This window comes from Odoribacter sp. (assembly GCF_985060555.1).
The window spans coordinates 38,702-55,369 of sequence record NZ_CFKYFN010000031.1 but is presented as its reverse complement, the minus strand read 5'-3'; the positions used below and the strand labels follow the sequence as shown (position 1 = coordinate 55,369).

Here is a 16,668-nt window from a genome sequence, read left to right as displayed (position 1 = left end):
TGCATCACCCGCATGGCTACCACCGTCGTTCCAGTTTTCGATGGTGCTTCCGCTAAGGGTCAGCCCCGTCTTCTTCACCGTGATGGTGTAGGTATAAGAATAACCGGCCTCCAACGCGGGTTTGATCATGTCCTTGTTGGAGTAGCTCTGGTATTCCCCGTCATCGGGAGATATCTCAAGCACCAAAGCGTTGGCGAGTGTCTGCGGGAGCAGGATCATGGTGAAAGTCATCACGCCCGTGGCGGCGTCAAAGGTTGCCACGCACTTGTCCGTGGCCGTCTTCGGGGCACCGGTGCACTGGCGTAACATCCAGTCGCTCACAACGCTGCCCGCGGTCGCGGCGGTACCGGTCTTCACATCGAACGTTCCCTCGTGAACCAGGCCGCCCAGCTTGTAGTCGGCGAATTCCAGCACGGCAGTGTCGTCGAAACCGTCGGTGTTCGACACCTGCACCTTGAGGATAAGACGGGCCATCTTGTGCTTGAAGGAGCAGTCGCTGCCGCCCGCGGCGGTGTTGTCCGTGAAGCTGACGGTCGGGCTGTCTTTATCGGCCATGGCTCCCGTGGCATGGATGTAGTCCACCTTCTCCTGTTCCGTGGTCGTGGGCTGGTTGCTTGTATTTACCGTAATCTTCCCGTCTGTACCAGGCAGGGTGGAGGCGTTTGCGCCCGATGCGTAAGGCGCGTAGGCGGCAAAAGTAAACTCGAGGAAAGCGTCCTCGAAGAAGATGCCGCCACCCGCCGTCATCGGGGTGAAGTCCGCGTTGGTGCCGGTACTCGTGGTTGCGTATCCCACGTTCTTGTACTTGCCGCCCATGGTCGTGGTCGTGCCAGGGGCATCCACCACCATCACGCCGATTCGGTCGGCGTTCCACCCGTTGTCCACAGCACGGGTCTTCGGCCCGCTCACGCCTGCCGTGATTCGTGCTTCCACCGGATTGTTCCGTACCTCGTTCTCTTGTGTACACGCAGCCAATAGCGTTGCCGCTGCTGCAATAATGAAAAACCTCATGATCATTGTCATAATCTTGTTTTTTTGATTAAAATATTTATCGTCAGTTAGCATCCCCATTGCCGCTTTCTACCTCGTTCCAGCCCGTGATGGTTGCGCCCGTTACCCCGGCCTCTACGGGCAAAAGCAGATTACCCGTGAGTTTAACCGGTTTGGTGCCGTTATTGAAGTCCCTTATGGCCTCGGTAAGGTCGCTCACTACCCGCTGCGTGTCACCGTTGTTGAAAGTGATGTCCACCGTCAGCGTATGCGTTTCCGTCGGGACGATGCCGAGCAGTCGGAAAAAGATTGTGAACTTGTTGTCGTCCTGCCTGAAAGCGTTTGTTACTTGTGCCGCTACACTCCGGTCGCCTGTTGCCATATCCGCTGCCGAAGCCACGCCGGAGAGCGTTGCCGTAGCCGACTGTACACGGCTGTAGTCGCCTTCCGTGGCGGTCAGTTCGATGTCGAGCCTGCGCACGTATTGTCTCATCGGGGCGGTGACGTGCAGGGTGTCGTCCGCCACGACGCTGATGTCCTGGTGCGAGGCGAAGAGGTAGCCGGGGTGCGGCTCTATTGCACCCGTCAGATCCACCGGATTCACCGTTGCCTTGTTTCCGTCGATACTAATCCCCTCCGGGGAGTTGTACACCGTCAGGCCGTAGCCACCGGGCGCGAGCAGCGCGTCGAACACGTTGGTCGCCGCGCTCACGTTCTGTTCCCTCCCGCCGATGCGCAGTGTGTATGCCTGCGGTATGTCCGCCTCGGTGCTCTTTCCGCTCCAGTCTGTGGTTACGACCACCGCCCCACGGTCGGGGTGCGGCGTGTCATAGAGGTCGTCCTTCACGCACGAGGTCAGTATGGCCACCGCACCTATTAGATATAATAAGGTATAAGCCTTTCCGTATGCTCCCGTATATTCCTTTATCTGTCGTATGATTATCGTTGTATTCATTGTTCCTCCTTTCCGCTAAAAGATGTTCCACACCAGGGTGACACCCGCCGAGACAGGGCCCCACCAGTTCTTTGTTCCGCTGCCGCGCCTTACCCTCACGCCGTTGATGACCACATACTTGTCATAGTCGGCATGGATATAGCCCAACCCTAAGGAGAAGTCCATCGAGAGGGCATTGTTCAGTTTCAGCACGTAGCCGCCGGTGATGCCGCCACCCATGATGTCGCCCTGCTTGCCGGTCTCCGACAGCTTGTAGTTGAATGAGCCGACTTTGTACATAGCACCTACGTAGCCGCGTTTCTCGCTGCCTATATAATAGCGGAGTTCCGGTGCCACTTCCCAAAGGGCGTATCTTCTGTCCTTGTCATTCCACGACCACGAAGTCCACGAGCCGTTCACGGATATTCCCCATGACGGGTTGATGTGCCACTCAATACCGAGGTCGGGCGTGAGGGTTGCCCAACGCAGCAGGTTGGCACGCAGTGATAATCCCAAAGTTGTGGATGATGCCGACAGTACGGATTCAGGCTGATTTTCCTGTCCGGTAGACACCTTTGCCCCCTCTGTGTCTTGGATTGTTTCTGTAGCCTTGTCGTTTTCACGGTGTGACTGTTCCTTTTCTTCCTCGTAACCGGGATGTGTATCCTCCGCAATAACCGGCACTTTCTCTTTCGGCAGTATGATACGCACCGTCACGAAGTCGCCCTTCGAGGCATGGTTACGGGTGATGAAGTTGTTTTCACGCAGTCCTTTCCGGGTAATCAACTCTGATTTCACACGGTTGGAACGTGTCCCGGCGATAGCGAGGCTTGCCCGTTCCGACTTGCCGGAGTTACAGTATCCGTCCACGTAAAGAGGCAGCCGTCCCTCCACTATATCCGGTTTGTTACTTTCGATACACTCCAGAAGACGCGCAAGTTCTTTGCCATTGTCATTCCATGGCACATAGAACATGTCTTTTCGCGGCACGAAGCGGAAAGTGTAGACCGTGTCGGTTTTCTGCTGCGCAAAAGCAGGAAAAGCTGCCGATGCCAGCCACGAAAACAAAATGAAGAATAAGATTCTTTTGCTCATTTTTATATGCTTTTTTATTTCCAATTAGGAATATCAGCATACAAAATAAGCGAATAGATTTTATTCTGCCCGATTCTTGCCTATAAAAATTGTCTCAATTGTCAGAATCGCATATTTTTGTGGTTTAGAACATTTCAGTTTTGTCGTTCAGACTATTTTTTGTCGTTTAGGCTATTTCTATTGGGCATAAAGCAGTGCATTATTCCGCCTCTGTTTTCCTCCATTTGACAGGAGTACAGCCTGAATTTTCCTTGAACAGCCTGATGAAATGGCTTGGGGACAGAAAGCCGGATCTTTCAGAAATGTCAGCAACCGTCAGCCTCGGATATTGCGCAAGCAGGCGTTTCGCATAATTGATGCGGAGACCGGTAATCCAATCGCGGAACGATGCACCATACGTCGTTTTGATATACTCAGACAGATAGGTGCGGTTAGTCTGGAGCATATCAGCAAGTTTCTTTATGGTAAGGCCGGACTGGATATAACCCTCCGCATCAATCCAGCCGTTTATTTTCTCCGCCATTTCGGAATGGTATGACGGGTTCTCCAGTTTCTGTATCTGTTCCAGTTTGGTGTCACACGGGTCTTCCTCTTCAGAAATCATACCATCTTCCATTGCGGTTTCCACCTGTTCGTAAAACAGCAGATAATTCTGGTAGCAATGGTAGAGATAGACGTAAAACGGAATTGATGACAGAATCCATATATAAACGTATTCATCAGGCAAAAATGTAAGCAATCCGCATCCAACTCCGAAGATAAGAGCCCAATAAGTAAAGATGGACAGCCATTTTATATATGCGCCTATATCATCGGCATGTGTGTCATCGAAAATCCGGACAGCTCTGCGGTATGCGACAATGACTCTGCGAGACAACACCAGTCCGTAAACCACCAGCCATGCTGCCAAAGCCAGCAAAGTGCTTTTCTGCACTATTCCATCCGGAAACAACAATAGGACAACCCCGGAAAGTCCGGAGAAGATGATCCATAGAATGATATGCGTCCGAATCCTTTTCCGTGTGATATAGAAACGGTCAAGCAGTGTTATCAATGCTGAACTGAAAAGGTAGTAGCACAGAAAATAGGTGGACAGATTCATCAATATGGCTGCATGGACATTTTTGAACCTTATCCCGAAGAAGAAATGTACCGAATAGTTTGCCGCAAGCAATAACAACGCCATACCCATTATCCGCCGGGAGCGTAGGTAATTCTCAAAAATGGCCTTTTCCGGGGTTTGGGCCAGCAAAAAATAAAAGCCGAAGAACAACATCAACGGCAGCGCAATACAAAGTGAATAACTGTATATAGATGGTTCCATTTTATTATGCCTGACTATTTTGGTTGCAAAATTAGCGAAAATACTGAAAATATGGCGGATTTGCCGTGACGATTTACTTTCAACACCCTATTCCTTGATATAAATTGGAGGATTTTACGTATGGAATCCCTGTTATACCATATTGATGGAAAAAGGCAGGAAAAGGAACGGTATATTCCCAATCCTGCCATACATATCCACACTCGTTCACATTTTTATTCCTTTCGGTTTGCATTCGTCACGAACGTTGAATCCCGGCCGTCCGATAACGACATGGTCGGCAATGAAATTCCCAGACGGACTTCGCTCATTCGCCGGGCTGCGTATCAGCGGAGCTTCTTCGGTGGGTTGTGACGGTACGTTCCGTACACCTTCCGTATCCGGCTTGACCTCCTGCCCGTCATTCTCCTTTTCGGCGACTTCGGGCGTGGGCGGCGCAAGCTCCAACTGTATCTTGCGGTCGAGCGCGGCAAGTTCGGACTTGAGTTGCTTCAGCTCGTCCTCCTTCTTCCACACCTTGCCGGCTATCTCCTGCAACTGCGGTATCTCCTTTTCCAGCACCTCGTTCTTCGCCCTGTACTGGTCGATGGTGGAGGGAAAACAAAGGGACGGGGGTAATGTTTCATACATAACACCAGAAAATTGCTCAAAATGAATAAATCACAATACAAGGATTGCTATCTTCCTGTATGCCGGAAAATTCTTCTCTCATCCGTTGTATCTGTTTGGGATACTTCTCTTCAAAATTGACATATTCATTTCCTCCTTTCAAATACGTACACATATCCGAGGCACTGACAGAGGTTATTATATAATCCGAAGTGATGTCAATCATACGCCCAAAGGAAATAAAATACTTTCCGGTATAAGCCGTTAGTTCACAAACCTGAGACTCCCGATTGTTCTTATTATACAGGCACAAGCGATTCTGACCGGCTGCCAGCACCCAATAAATATAGAAATCCGGAGTTTCCTGGAATTTCTCTATGGTTGTAATATAATCCGGATTGCGTGTATATTCTTTGTACTCATCATATGAAAGTTGTTCCGCTGGCAAATGAAATTTTCCAAAACGTACCGTATGGTCAACACACATATCCTTCCCCTGGCAACGATAAATGTTAAAGTCTGTAGGTGCTATATAATACAACGAATCCTGGTATGTGGAAAGCGAATGGATACTGGCCATTTTACTTTCCCAGCGGGAGTCTATTTTCATATACTGACTTTCGATTTCGTACCGGGAATTCATTGCCCACAAATTGTATGGTTGGTTTTTATCTTGCGAATAGTTGCCCATATATCCGATGTAGCCGTTTTCCAATGAGACCATTTTAACAAATGCTTTCGGAAGACGGATAGTCTTTACCAAGCGGTATTCGTCCACATCAAACACCAATAGCTTTTCGTCTATTCTTGACAATAAATTCAAGGTCCGGTTCCGGGAATCGATAAACATATCGGATAATTGCAAATATTCTTCTGCCCCGCGTCCTTTCCTGCTTATTTTATGCAACAATTTACCCTGTAAGTTAAAAATATAAACCGCTTGCTCAGGAGAAAAGGTGGCGACATACAGACGGGTTTCGTAAAAGATGACCTTATCAATCTCTCCTATCAGAACCGAGTCGTTTGTTTCCAAAGGAACAATAGTACAATCTTTTAACAAACCCATTGTATGAACATCCTTCATCTCTTGAGTGAAATCGAAATGGATGCAACGAGACACTCCAGATGGTTTAGTCCGACAACCGGATAACAAAATGATAATGGCAATCATTACCATACAACTTAACTTTTCCATGATGAAAACAACATTATTTCTGTTTCTTATCCTGTCTTCCCCCCTTTTTATGGTTAAACAAACCCAATAAATATAGACATCTATTTATATCGTATATCCCTTTTCATTATTCGATTTATATACTTAACAAATATTATTCTATATTTCTGAAAAGAAGACAGCCCAAGATCCGAAAAGAGTGGTTCGGGAAATAATTTTTTACAAATAACATTATTTTTATATAAAATCAATCTATTGACGAAATTAATAATTAAGCAGTTATATACATGTTTACACTTATAACGCAGGTTTAATTTTTTTCTTTCTATTCCGATTCCGGTTTTTATACCGTCCGACCGATTCGCCTGGAACGGTCCGGTGAGGAGTTCCGCCGGTCAGTGACAGAAAAAGATAGACGACCGACAGAAGCGACCGGGTCTCCAAACACGAACACCGTAGACGGGCAAGTAACAAAATAATTCTATGTATTATCCTAAATAAGTTGACTAAAAACAGAGTAAACTTATGTCAGTAATACATCTACCCTATTTTCATTAACCGAATCGCCTCTACGATACCCTCGTAATCGTCGGGATGAAACCAACGGATATCGTCATCGCGCCGGAACCAGGACAATTGTTTGCGGGCATACCGCCGGGAGTTGCGCTTGATCAGGCGGACGGCTTCGGCATAATCGGTCTTTCCCTCGAAATAATCGAACAGTTCTTTATAACCTACGGTATTCAAGGCATTCAAATGACGCAAAGGCCACAACCGCCGGGCTTCATCTTCCAGTCCTTCCTCCAGCATCAGGTCTACCCGCCGGTCGATCCGGGCATACAACTCTTCTCTTTCGCGGTTCAAGCCGATACGAACAATACGGAATCCCCGGTCTTTGGGGGTGTTTTTCCGTAGCGAAGAGTAGGGTACACCGGCCATGCAACACACTTCGACAGCATGGAGCACCCGTTTTCCGTTGTTCAGATCGACCTGTCCGTAAAATACAGGATCCAATTCTTTCAGCATCTGCCGGATACTTTCCAAACCTTCCCGTTCATATACCTCCATCAGCCCGGTTCTCAATTCAGGAGAAATGGTCGGAATATCGTCTATACCTTTACATACGGCATCGATATACAGCATCGATCCACCGGTCATCAGGACCACTTCCTTCTCCTGAAATAATTCCCGGATCCGCTCCAAAGCCTGCACTTCGAATTGCCACGAATTATAATAATCGTGCACCGAGATCGTTTGGATAAAATGATGCCGGACAGCAGCCAATTGACCGGGTGAAGGCACTGCGGTCCCTATCCGCATTTCTTTGTAGATCTGCCGGGAATCACAAGAAATGATTTCCGTACCGAACGCTTTGGCGATACCGATACTGAGATCCGTCTTTCCCACTCCCGTCGGTCCCAATAAAACAAGTAGTGTTTTCATCCTGACTGATTTTCATGACAAAGGTTACAAGTGTCCGCATTCATTTTTGTGACCCTTGTAACCTTTGCAACCAAGTAACTGAAAAAAAACTATAGTTTATCTATATAATCGTCCAGACTTTCATAGCGGTCGTCATACCCATCGTCGTCGCCATAACTATCGTCCCTATAATCGTCGTCTTCATCACCGAAGCGAAAATCTTCGTCATCGTCGTCTCCTCCCCTTCTGCGGCGTCCGCTACCACCGAATTCCTCCATAAAACTATCGTCATATTCGTCGTCGTCTTTATCGAAAGCCCAATCTTCATTGGCATCGTATTCCGTCTGATGGGGCAATTCTCCTTCGCAATAGACACACAAGGGCAAAACATCGGCAGAATCCCCGATATATTCCCCGGCATATTCGACTTTCAGATACTGATTGGCAAAGAAATCATATACATATTCCAATTCGATGCAACTGGCATTTACCACTTCACGGATGGTCGTAACATCCATCACCAGCGTATTATTATCTTCTTCATCGTCGGCCGACATTTCCATCAGAGCAATTTCTTTTCCCCGGTTTCCCATTTTATCCAAGGTAAAAAAGGAGGCCATCTGCGAACCGTCGAAGTTCAATGTTTCCACCAATTTATCGTGCAACTGCTGAAAAGTCTGCTCACCGTTAATAGCTATTTCACACCTAAAATCATTACTGTCTGGTTTACTGATCTCAAATCTGTAGTCCATATTATTAAGTTTTTATAATCCAAAACTAGCAATACCTATGCTGGCAACAATTCCCATTAATACTAAAAGTAATACCACGACCACAACCCCCGCAATGCAGATGGAAATAATCCCGCACACCCGGCCTGCATTCACATTCTTGAATGAAGACTCGGTATATTCATCCGGCGACTGCAAATACAGTTTCCGTTGTCCCCCGGCCAAGACTACGGCAATGATCCCCAATATCAAACCGAAGAACCCGTAACACCAACAAAATATCAGGGACAGAATTCCCAAAACCAATACGACCGTCGCATTGGGCAGGTCCTTTTTCGCTCCATTCATTATTTCCATAATACACTGATTATTAAATTTATATTCTGTTTCCTGTTTTTACCTTCCCTCCTCATTTCTTCTTCGGTTTATCGCCTGGTTCATTAAAGCAAATATGAAATTAAAATTATTATCAAACAAACAAAAACGACATTTTTTAACAACCCGGCCAACATTTTTTTCATATCGGTTCCTCAGGAATAAATTCGAGCTTAGGATACGACGACAGGCCGATAAGGTTACAGGAATAAGCATACAAATCAAATCACCTGCCCCATTCTTATAAACCGGAATACATAAACGAGGAGAATCGTAGCGACACAACAAAATCCGGTTCCTTTCAAAAAACCGGCAGAGATCTTTCTGATCCCACAACAACGTCCGATCAGAAGCAGGCCGAATGCGAAAAGGGGAACTATTCCCGGCCAGCTAACGACCGCTGCCTGTATATTTCCTTTTAACAGGAGTAACAGCGCAGTCTGAAATCCGCAACCAGGACATTGGATCCCCCAAATCTCCCTGAAAAAACAGGGCAACTGATGTGCCTCCAGCCATTCGATCATGCCGTTATACGCTTAATTTCCCCGGATTACCCCTTCGAGAATATCCATCGCTTCTTTCACCAGATTGAGGTTGGCCTGAGTCCCCATATGTCCGATACGGAAAACTTCTCCTGCCAGACATCCGTAGTTTCCGCCGACCACCAGGCCTTCGGCCCGCAAACGTGTATCCAGATTCTTCCAGGATATTTTCTGCGGAACGTAGACTGCCGTCACTGTAGGAGAAGGTACAGCATCCATTGCCGGATATAATTTCAATCCCATTTTAACGATCCGCTCCCTGCAATATCCGGCCACTTTCTGATGACGTGCGATCACTTTGCCCAATCCTTCTTCCAGAATCAGTTCGCAAGCCTTATTCAACTGTGCGGTTCCTTGCCAATAAGGAGTATAAGGGAAATAAGCATTTTTTACCGCTGTACGGAAAGGTAAGAGGGCATCGTACCCCACATATCCCACTTCTTCGATTATTTCCCACGCCCGGTCGCTCACCGACAAAAAAGACATCGAAGCCGGTGCAGACAAACATTTCTGCGAAGCCCCCAGACAGAGGTCGATATGCCATTCATCGGTTTTGACTACGCTGCCCCCTAATCCGGAAACCGCATCTACATATAATAAAGGTACGGCATATTTTTCTTTTAAGGCCCCGATTTCAGCCACGGGATTCATCGTCCCGCTCGGCGTCTCGTTTTGTACCATCGTAATCATTTTCGGCTGGAATTCCCGGATAGCCTTTTCAATCAGATCAAAATCGGTAAAGGTCTCGTCGAATCCGAATCCGACCGTCCTTACCTCACAACCGATAGCCTCCGCCATTCCCCCCATACCGTAACCGAAAAGCCCGGTCGACAACACCAACACTTTATCCCCCGGTAACAAACAACTCTTCAAAGCACTCCAAAGCGCCAACATCCCCTCACCGGTTTGTATAATGACACTATTTTTCGTCTGCATGATTTTACGCAGCGATTTTTCAGTGGCCTTATACAGATCGATATACTCTTTTTCCAGGTCGGCAGAACCGAAATTCTCCTGCCCTGCCTCCAAAACTTCCCGGGATACAGAAACAGGTCCCGGCACCATAGGAATTCGATATATTTTCATCGTTTAAAGTATTTAGTAACTAAAGTAAAAACATACAAAAATATTCTTTTCACCTGAAATAACGCCAAAATAAAAAGAATGATTCAAAATTATCCATATTTCATGATTTTTTCTAATTTCGCATCATATGCAGTAACCCGAAAACGACATAGTAAAATTGAAAAAAGGAAACAAAGGTTTTCTGGCACAGTTTTTCGTTTTTAGTTGATAAATAGTATATATTTGTAGCTTGAAAAGTTATAGTCAAAAATGTTAAAAACGGAACAGGTAGTAAATAAAATTATTGAAGCGCTGGAAGATAATAAAGCGCACCGGATTGTAAAAATCGATTTAAGAAAAATAGAAAACTGTTTTTGTAGTTTTTTCGTAATATGTCATGGAACTTCCGGCACGCATATTGCAGGGTTAACCGATGCTGTTGAAGAAAAAGTGAGAGAAGATCTGGATGAAAGGCCTTTTCATATCGAAGGATTGAATGCAGCACAATGGGTAGTCGTCGATTATGGGGATATTGTCGTACACATTTTTGAAAAAGAATTGCGCGACTATTATCAATTGGAAGATTTCTGGGCAGATGCACAGATCACCGAAATAGCCGGAGAGCCGGAAATGCTCACTTATTCCGGTTATCATACGACAAACGGAACAAATTGAAAACAGTAAAGAATACAAATATTGCGAACATACCAAATGGCAGACAACAACGAAAACAAGAAAGACGGAGGATTCAATTTTCCTCCAGTAGGGGGAGGTAAAAATATCAAAGCTCCGAAATTCAACGGATATTGGATGTATATCATACTGGCAGCCATTATTATCGGATTTCAATTTTTCAATATGAATCCCGATCCGGTAAGGACAACCTGGCAAGAAGTCAAGACTAAAATGCTCGGAAAAGGTGATATCGAAAAGATTACGGTCATCACGAATAAAGGGCAGGCCCAGGTATATATGAAGCCCGATAAGATCGAGAATTACTCCCAATTGAAATCGCAGGGGTTCAAAAATTCCAGTCCCGGTCCTCAGTTTTACTTCTCACCGGGCCCGTTGGAAACTTTTTCCAAAGAATTTTCCGAGCTCCAGGAAAAGACTCCGGCAGCAGCGGATATCAAGATCGACTATGATCAGGAATACGACGGTTGGGGAAACCTCTTCTCTATCTTCTTCCCGATCGCTCTTTTGGTATTTATCTGGATTTTCTTCTTCCGCCGGATGAGTAAAGGGGGCGGAGGTCCCGGAGGAGTCTTCAATGTCGGCAAATCACAGGCCAAGTTGTTCGATAAGGACACCCACATCAAGATTACCTTCAAAGATGTAGCGGGATTAGCTGAAGCCAAACAAGAGGTGGAAGAGATCGTTTCTTTTCTGAAATCTCCGGATAAATATACCAAATTGGGGGGTAAAATTCCGAAAGGAGCTCTCTTAGTAGGTCCTCCGGGAACCGGAAAAACGCTGATGGCGAAAGCTATGGCCGGCGAAGCCAATGTACCTTTCTTCTCGATGTCGGGTTCCGACTTTGTGGAGATGTTCGTCGGTGTCGGTGCCTCCCGTGTCCGGGATTTATTTAAACAAGCCAAAGAAAAAGCGCCTTGTATTATCTTTATCGACGAAATAGACGCCATCGGCCGGGCCAGAGGTAAAAACCCCAACATGGGCTCGAACGATGAACGGGAAAATACGCTGAACCAGTTACTGACCGAGATGGACGGTTTCGAGACCAATTCGGGGGTGATTATTCTGGCTGCAACCAACCGGGCGGACATTCTGGACAGCGCCTTGCTTCGTGCCGGACGTTTCGACCGCCAAATCTATGTCGACCTGCCGGAATTGAAAGACCGGGAAGAAATTTTCAAAGTGCACCTGAAACCGTTGAAACTGGCCGGAGATGTGGATATCCCTTTCCTGGCCAAGCAAACGCCGGGTTTCTCGGGAGCCGATATTGCCAATGTCGCTAACGAAGCAGCTTTGATTGCAGCCCGTAAAGACAAAAATGAAGTTGAAAAACAGGATTTTCTGGATGCAATCGACCGGATTGTCGGGGGGCTGGAAAACCGCAGTAAAGTAATAAAAGTAAGTGAAAAGAAAGCCATCGCTTATCACGAAGCCGGCCATGCTACCGTCTCCTGGTTGCTCGAACACGCCCATCCCCTGTTAAAAGTGACTATCGTACCCCGGGGTAAAGCTTTAGGAGCAGCCTGGTATCTTCCGCAGGAACGTCAGATCACGACAAAAGAACAACTGCTGGATCAAATGTGTTCTGTATTGGGAGGACGTGCTGCCGAAGAACTCACTTTCGGTCAAATCTCTACCGGAGCACAAAACGACCTGGAACGGGCTACCAAACAAGCCTATGCGATGGTTACCATTTTCGGTATGAGCGAAAAGATCGGTAATCTGAGTTATTACGATTCCAGTGGTCAAAGCGATTTCAGTTTCACCAAACCTTATTCGGAAAAGACCGCAGAACTGATCGACAGTGAAGTAAAAGAACTGGTTGAAAATGCTTACAACCGAGCCAAAGAATTACTTAAAACTCATCAGGACCAACATCGGCAGGTTGCAGAGTTATTGCTCGAACGGGAAGTTATTTTCAGTGACGATCTGGAACGCATCTTAGGGAAACGCCCCTGGAAAGACGATGAAGAGGAAGAAACGAAGGAAGAGAAAACAGTCGAAAATGAAATAAAATCGCTATGAACGATTGGGTAGTTATTTTCGAAACCGGCCAGCTCTACCGGGCAGAGCTGGTTAAAAGTTTGCTTAACGATAACAACGTAGAAGCAGTGATTCTGAATCAGAAAGACTCCTCTTTTAAAATAGGAGCGATCGAAGTCATGGTTAAGAAAGAAGATAAAGGGAAAGCAGCAGCAATCATAAAATCAGTCAATTGTGAATAATTTCGGTAAACGGGCAATCAGCGGATTCCTATTTGTGGTGATACTAACAGCATGTATTTATATACATCCATTTTGTTTTTTTGCACTTTTTTTTATTATAAACATTATCGGATTACTTGAATTCAGCCATATGGCAGAGGTGATTCATATCCGGGTCAACCGTACCATGTGTATCCTCAGCGGGAGCCTGCTTTTCATTTCAGGGTTCATTCATAACTATTTCGGTTATAAAGAAGGTTATCTGTTTTTCTTCAGTGCCACATTCTTTATGGGGATTTGGGAATTGTACCGGAAGAGTACCCATGCTTTTCAGAATATGGCTTTCGGGATTTATGCTCTGTTTTATTTCACCCTGCCCTTTACTTTGCTGATTTACCTCCCCTACTTGTGTACGGGCAGGTGGCAACCGGATATTATCTTCTTTCCTTTCTTATTGGTATGGTTCAATGACACTTTTGCTTATTTATTCGGTTCGAAATTCGGAAAGCATAAATTATTTCCCCGTATTTCGCCTAAAAAATCCTGGGAAGGAACCATCGGAGGCGGACTCACGACACTGGTCGGCGGATTGCTTATCGCTCCCCATATCGAAGGTTTGTCTTATATCGATACCACCGTTATCTCGGCCATTGTCATTGTATTCGGTAGTTTCGGTGATCTCGTAGAATCGATGTTCAAAAGATGCATCGAGATCAAAGATTCGGGACATATCATGCCAGGTCACGGTGGGGTATTGGACCGATTGGATTCGATTTTGTATGCTTTGCCTGTAATCTTCGTATATATCGCCTTTAAATTCGGTTGCTGACCTATAGTAAACCGAATTTATTCGTTCGGGATATTAGCTTTTAAATCGAAAATTGATACCTTTGCGAGCTGATACCGTATAAATATTTAAAGTTAAAAATATGACCATACATAAAGCTGGATATATCCTGTTATTGAAAATTTTAATCGTGCTGATTATCCTTAATCTGGCATCTTTTTATTTCATCAATAATACCTCTATTGTCTATACAATTCTGGGGATTACGGTAGTTATGTATCTTCTTGTCGTCAATTTTTTCCGTTTTCCGAACCGGGTGATCATACAAGACGACAACACGATCTTAGCCCCTGCCGATGGAAAAATCGTCGTGATTGAAGAAACCGAAGAACCGGAATATTTTAAAGACCGCCGTCTTCAAGTCTCTATTTTTATGAACATTTTCAATGTACATATCAACTGGTTTCCCGTAAACGGTGTGATCAAGTATTTCAAATACCACAAAGGCAATTTTGCAGCGGCTTATCTACCCAAATCCTCGACCGATAACGAACGGACTACCATCGTTATCGAATGTAATAACGGTAAGACCGTCCTGATGCGTCAAATTGCAGGGGCTATGGCTAAACGTATTGTCTCTTATGCTCCTGTCGGAGGACAGGCCCGTCAGGATCAGCACGCCGGTTTTATCAAATTCGGTTCGCGGGTAGATCTTTTTCTTCCTCTGGGTACCCAAATAGAAGTGAAATTGGGACAAAAAACGACCGGTTCTCAGACGATAATCGGAACCTTTAAATAAATTTCAGATTTACGGACGACGATTCGGATGACTTTTCCCATCGGAAATCCCAGTTCTAAAGTCACAAATCAAATTAATCATGTCAACACAATCAGCAGTAAAAGTGGTAACCACCCATGTTTTATCGGAGATGAAACTCAAGGGTGAGAAAATCAGTATGCTTACTTCATATGACTATTCTATGGCCCGTATCGTCGATCAGGCAGGCATAGATGTTATCCTGGTCGGCGACTCGGCTTCCAATGTAATGGCAGGCCATGAGACAACCTTACCGATCACCCTCGACCAAATGATTTATCATGCCGCTTCGGTAGTCAGAGGAGTAAAACGGGCATTAGTTGTTGTAGACATGCCTTTCGGTAGTTATCAGGGAAATAGCAAAGAGGCCTTAAACTCAGCCATCCGTATCATGAAAGAAACGGCTGCCGACGCCATCAAACTCGAAGGAGGAGAAGAAATTCTCGAATCTATCCAACGTATCCTGTCGGCCGGAATTCCGGTTATGGGCCATCTTGGACTTACCCCCCAGAGCATCCATAAATTCGGGACCTATGCCATCCGCGCCAAAAAAGAAGAGGAAGCGGAAAAATTGGTTCACGATGCCCATCTCCTGGAAGAAGCAGGTTGTTTTGCCATCGTGCTGGAGAAGATTCCGGCAGCTTTGGCAGCCAGAGTCGCCCAAGAAGTCAGTATCCCCGTCATCGGCATCGGTGCCGGTGGCGGTGTAGACGGACAAGTCCTGGTCATCCACGATATGCTCGGTATCAATCAGGAATTCTCTCCCCGCTTCTTACGGCGCTATCATAACCTATATGCAGAAATCAGCGGTGCTGTCGGCAATTATATCGCCGATGTAAAAAGCGGTGATTTCCCGAATGAGAGAGAACAATACTAATAAAGTTATAGGCTATAAGCTAAAAGCTAAAATGTTTATCTATCTTTTATTTACTTTTAGCCTATAGCCTTTAGCTTATAGCATCTAGCTTATAGCCTATAGCCTTTAACTTATATCTTTTATTTATGTTAGAAGTTTTATACGAAGATAATCATATCATCGCCGTCAATAAGAAAATTTCGGATATTGTACAGGCAGATAAAACCGGAGATACCCCTTTGAGCGAAGAAGTAAAGGCGTATATCAAGAAGAAATACAACAAACCGGGAGAGGTTTATCTGGGTATCCCCCACCGGGTGGATCGTCCTGTCAGCGGTGTAGTGATTTTTGCACGCACCAGTAAAGCCCTCACCCGGCTGAATAAAATGTTCCAGGAACACGAAAAGGAGATCAGCAAGATCTATTGGGCTATCGTAGGCAATTTGCCGGCCGAGGATCATGCCGTACTCACCCACTATCTGATGCGTGATCCGGAAAAAAACAAATCGCACGCTTACAACCAGCCCAAAGCCGGAGCCAAAGAAGCCACCCTGGAATACAAACTACTCGGAAGTTCACAACGTTATTACCTGCTCGAAGTGAAGCTTTACACGGGCCGGCATCACCAAATCCGGTGCCAATTGGCTAAGATCGGCTGTCCGATCAAAGGAGACCTGAAATATGGTTTTCCCCGCTCGAACGAAGGAGGAGGGATCAGTTTGCACGCCCGTTCGATCACTTTCAAACATCCGGTGAGCCAGGAAATGATTACCATCACGGCAAAACCTCCTTTAAACGATCCGCTTTGGAAAGTATTCTATGAAGGAATAGTTAACTAACGTCATCAACCTGATGAAGCGGGAATTGACCATATTACTGACAGAGGCTTTCATAAAAGATATCGAACGCTACGAATTGGATAAAATCGGTTTCATCCACGACACCTGAAGGGAAACCGATTTTATCCTTCAATGTATTCCCCACCCCACAACCACTTTCAAAGATGTTGAAAGTGACCGGAAATGGTACTCCGGAATTTTACTGTTATAT

17 protein-coding genes and 1 pseudogene are annotated in these 16,668 nt (G+C 45.8%); 7 read left to right on the top strand and 11 right to left on the bottom strand.

Annotated features, from left to right (window positions below; all coding sequences use genetic code 11):
- The 11 genes and pseudogenes from AC5RDS_RS03860 to AC5RDS_RS03810 form a co-directional block, all read right to left on the bottom strand.
- Positions 1-1,023: fimbrillin family protein (locus AC5RDS_RS03860; protein ID WP_494222214.1), on the bottom strand; the 1,023-nt coding region annotated here is incomplete at its 3' end.
- 31 nt (positions 1,024-1,054) lie between these two features.
- Positions 1,055-1,945, bottom strand: coding sequence for a FimB/Mfa2 family fimbrial subunit (locus AC5RDS_RS03855; protein ID WP_172720584.1), 891 nt, complete (start codon positions 1,943-1,945; stop codon positions 1,055-1,057).
- Between the two features lie 15 nt (positions 1,946-1,960).
- Positions 1,961-3,019, bottom strand: coding sequence for a DUF3575 domain-containing protein (locus AC5RDS_RS03850; protein WP_013610850.1), 1,059 nt, complete (start codon positions 3,017-3,019; stop codon positions 1,961-1,963).
- 199 nt (positions 3,020-3,218) lie between these two features.
- On the bottom strand, positions 3,219-4,343 hold the full coding sequence (locus AC5RDS_RS03845; protein WP_013610849.1) for an AraC family transcriptional regulator: 1,125 nt from the start codon (positions 4,341-4,343) through the stop codon (positions 3,219-3,221).
- A gap of 207 nt (positions 4,344-4,550) precedes the next feature.
- Positions 4,551-4,940 (bottom strand): annotated as a pseudogene (locus tag AC5RDS_RS03840) (hypothetical protein); the annotation flags it as partial.
- Between the two features lie 49 nt (positions 4,941-4,989).
- A complete protein-coding gene (locus AC5RDS_RS03835; protein WP_087383063.1) occupies positions 4,990-6,147 on the bottom strand; it encodes a DUF4934 domain-containing protein in 1,158 nt (385 codons plus the stop codon).
- A 519-nt stretch (positions 6,148-6,666) separates the two neighbouring features.
- Positions 6,667-7,569, bottom strand: a complete 903-nt coding sequence (miaA, locus tag AC5RDS_RS03830) for a tRNA (adenosine(37)-N6)-dimethylallyltransferase MiaA (RefSeq protein ID WP_013610846.1) — start codon at positions 7,567-7,569, stop codon at positions 6,667-6,669.
- 89 nt (positions 7,570-7,658) lie between these two features.
- Positions 7,659-8,300, bottom strand: a complete 642-nt coding sequence (locus tag AC5RDS_RS03825; RefSeq protein WP_013610845.1) for an IS1096 element passenger TnpR family protein — start codon at positions 8,298-8,300, stop codon at positions 7,659-7,661.
- A gap of 12 nt (positions 8,301-8,312) precedes the next feature.
- Entirely contained in the window at positions 8,313-8,636 is a 324-nt protein-coding gene (locus AC5RDS_RS03820; RefSeq protein ID WP_306450987.1) for a CCC motif membrane protein, read from the bottom strand.
- A 239-nt stretch (positions 8,637-8,875) separates the two neighbouring features.
- The gene (locus AC5RDS_RS03815) at positions 8,876-9,178 is read right to left on the bottom strand and encodes a DUF2752 domain-containing protein (protein ID WP_494222213.1); all 303 of its coding nucleotides are present in this window, start codon (positions 9,176-9,178) and stop codon (positions 8,876-8,878) included.
- Between the two features lie 12 nt (positions 9,179-9,190).
- A complete protein-coding gene (locus AC5RDS_RS03810) occupies positions 9,191-10,282 on the bottom strand; it encodes a pyridoxal-phosphate-dependent aminotransferase family protein (protein ID WP_195203542.1) in 1,092 nt (363 codons plus the stop codon).
- A gap of 249 nt (positions 10,283-10,531) precedes the next feature.
- On the opposite strand from AC5RDS_RS03810, the gene rsfS reads away from it, so the two are divergent.
- From rsfS to AC5RDS_RS03775, 7 genes are all read left to right on the top strand, one after another.
- Positions 10,532-10,936, top strand: a complete 405-nt coding sequence (rsfS, locus tag AC5RDS_RS03805; RefSeq protein WP_013610841.1) for a ribosome silencing factor — start codon at positions 10,532-10,534, stop codon at positions 10,934-10,936.
- 135 nt (positions 10,937-11,071) lie between these two features.
- Positions 11,072-12,979, top strand: a complete 1,908-nt coding sequence (gene ftsH / locus AC5RDS_RS03800) for an ATP-dependent zinc metalloprotease FtsH (protein ID WP_494222215.1) — start codon at positions 11,072-11,074, stop codon at positions 12,977-12,979.
- Entirely contained in the window at positions 12,976-13,179 is a 204-nt protein-coding gene (locus tag AC5RDS_RS03795; protein ID WP_013610839.1) for a putative signal transducing protein, read from the top strand. Before ftsH ends, AC5RDS_RS03795 begins: the two co-directional genes overlap by 4 nt.
- Positions 13,172-13,987, top strand: a complete 816-nt coding sequence (locus AC5RDS_RS03790; protein WP_013610838.1) for a phosphatidate cytidylyltransferase — start codon at positions 13,172-13,174, stop codon at positions 13,985-13,987. The genes AC5RDS_RS03795 and AC5RDS_RS03790 overlap by 8 nt, the downstream gene beginning before the upstream one ends.
- Before the next feature lie 100 nt (positions 13,988-14,087).
- Positions 14,088-14,744 carry a phosphatidylserine decarboxylase family protein gene (locus tag AC5RDS_RS03785; RefSeq protein ID WP_013610837.1) on the top strand — a complete coding sequence of 219 codons (657 nt, stop codon included), beginning with the start codon at positions 14,088-14,090 and terminating at the stop codon, positions 14,742-14,744.
- A 79-nt stretch (positions 14,745-14,823) separates the two neighbouring features.
- On the top strand, positions 14,824-15,639 hold the full coding sequence (gene panB, locus AC5RDS_RS03780) for a 3-methyl-2-oxobutanoate hydroxymethyltransferase (protein WP_022160720.1): 816 nt from the start codon (positions 14,824-14,826) through the stop codon (positions 15,637-15,639).
- A 125-nt stretch (positions 15,640-15,764) separates the two neighbouring features.
- Positions 15,765-16,457, top strand: a complete 693-nt coding sequence (locus AC5RDS_RS03775) for an RluA family pseudouridine synthase (protein WP_306447946.1) — start codon at positions 15,765-15,767, stop codon at positions 16,455-16,457.
- Positions 16,458-16,668 lie beyond the last annotated feature (211 nt).

Excerpts from the sequence above, each read along its gene's own strand:
- AC5RDS_RS03855 (WP_172720584.1), bottom strand. The coding sequence starts at position 1,945 with ATGAATACAACGATAATCATACGACAGATAAAGGAATATACGGGAGCA.
- AC5RDS_RS03850 (WP_013610850.1), bottom strand. The coding sequence starts at position 3,019 with ATGAGCAAAAGAATCTTATTCTTCATTTTGTTTTCGTGGCTGGCATCG.
- AC5RDS_RS03845 (WP_013610849.1), bottom strand. The coding sequence starts at position 4,343 with ATGGAACCATCTATATACAGTTATTCACTTTGTATTGCGCTGCCGTTG.
- AC5RDS_RS03835 (WP_087383063.1), bottom strand. The coding sequence starts at position 6,147 with ATGGAAAAGTTAAGTTGTATGGTAATGATTGCCATTATCATTTTGTTA.
- miaA (WP_013610846.1), bottom strand. The coding sequence starts at position 7,569 with ATGAAAACACTACTTGTTTTATTGGGACCGACGGGAGTGGGAAAGACG.
- AC5RDS_RS03825 (WP_013610845.1), bottom strand. The coding sequence starts at position 8,300 with ATGGACTACAGATTTGAGATCAGTAAACCAGACAGTAATGATTTTAGG.
- AC5RDS_RS03820 (WP_306450987.1), bottom strand. The coding sequence starts at position 8,636 with ATGGAAATAATGAATGGAGCGAAAAAGGACCTGCCCAATGCGACGGTC.
- AC5RDS_RS03815 (WP_494222213.1), bottom strand. The coding sequence starts at position 9,178 with ATGATCGAATGGCTGGAGGCACATCAGTTGCCCTGTTTTTTCAGGGAG.
- AC5RDS_RS03810 (WP_195203542.1), bottom strand. The coding sequence starts at position 10,282 with ATGAAAATATATCGAATTCCTATGGTGCCGGGACCTGTTTCTGTATCC.
- rsfS (WP_013610841.1), top strand. The coding sequence starts at position 10,532 with ATGTTAAAAACGGAACAGGTAGTAAATAAAATTATTGAAGCGCTGGAA.
- ftsH (WP_494222215.1), top strand. The coding sequence starts at position 11,072 with ATGTATATCATACTGGCAGCCATTATTATCGGATTTCAATTTTTCAAT.
- AC5RDS_RS03795 (WP_013610839.1), top strand. The coding sequence starts at position 12,976 with ATGAACGATTGGGTAGTTATTTTCGAAACCGGCCAGCTCTACCGGGCA.
- AC5RDS_RS03785 (WP_013610837.1), top strand. The coding sequence starts at position 14,088 with ATGACCATACATAAAGCTGGATATATCCTGTTATTGAAAATTTTAATC.
- panB (WP_022160720.1), top strand. The coding sequence starts at position 14,824 with ATGTCAACACAATCAGCAGTAAAAGTGGTAACCACCCATGTTTTATCG.
- AC5RDS_RS03775 (WP_306447946.1), top strand. The coding sequence starts at position 15,765 with ATGTTAGAAGTTTTATACGAAGATAATCATATCATCGCCGTCAATAAG.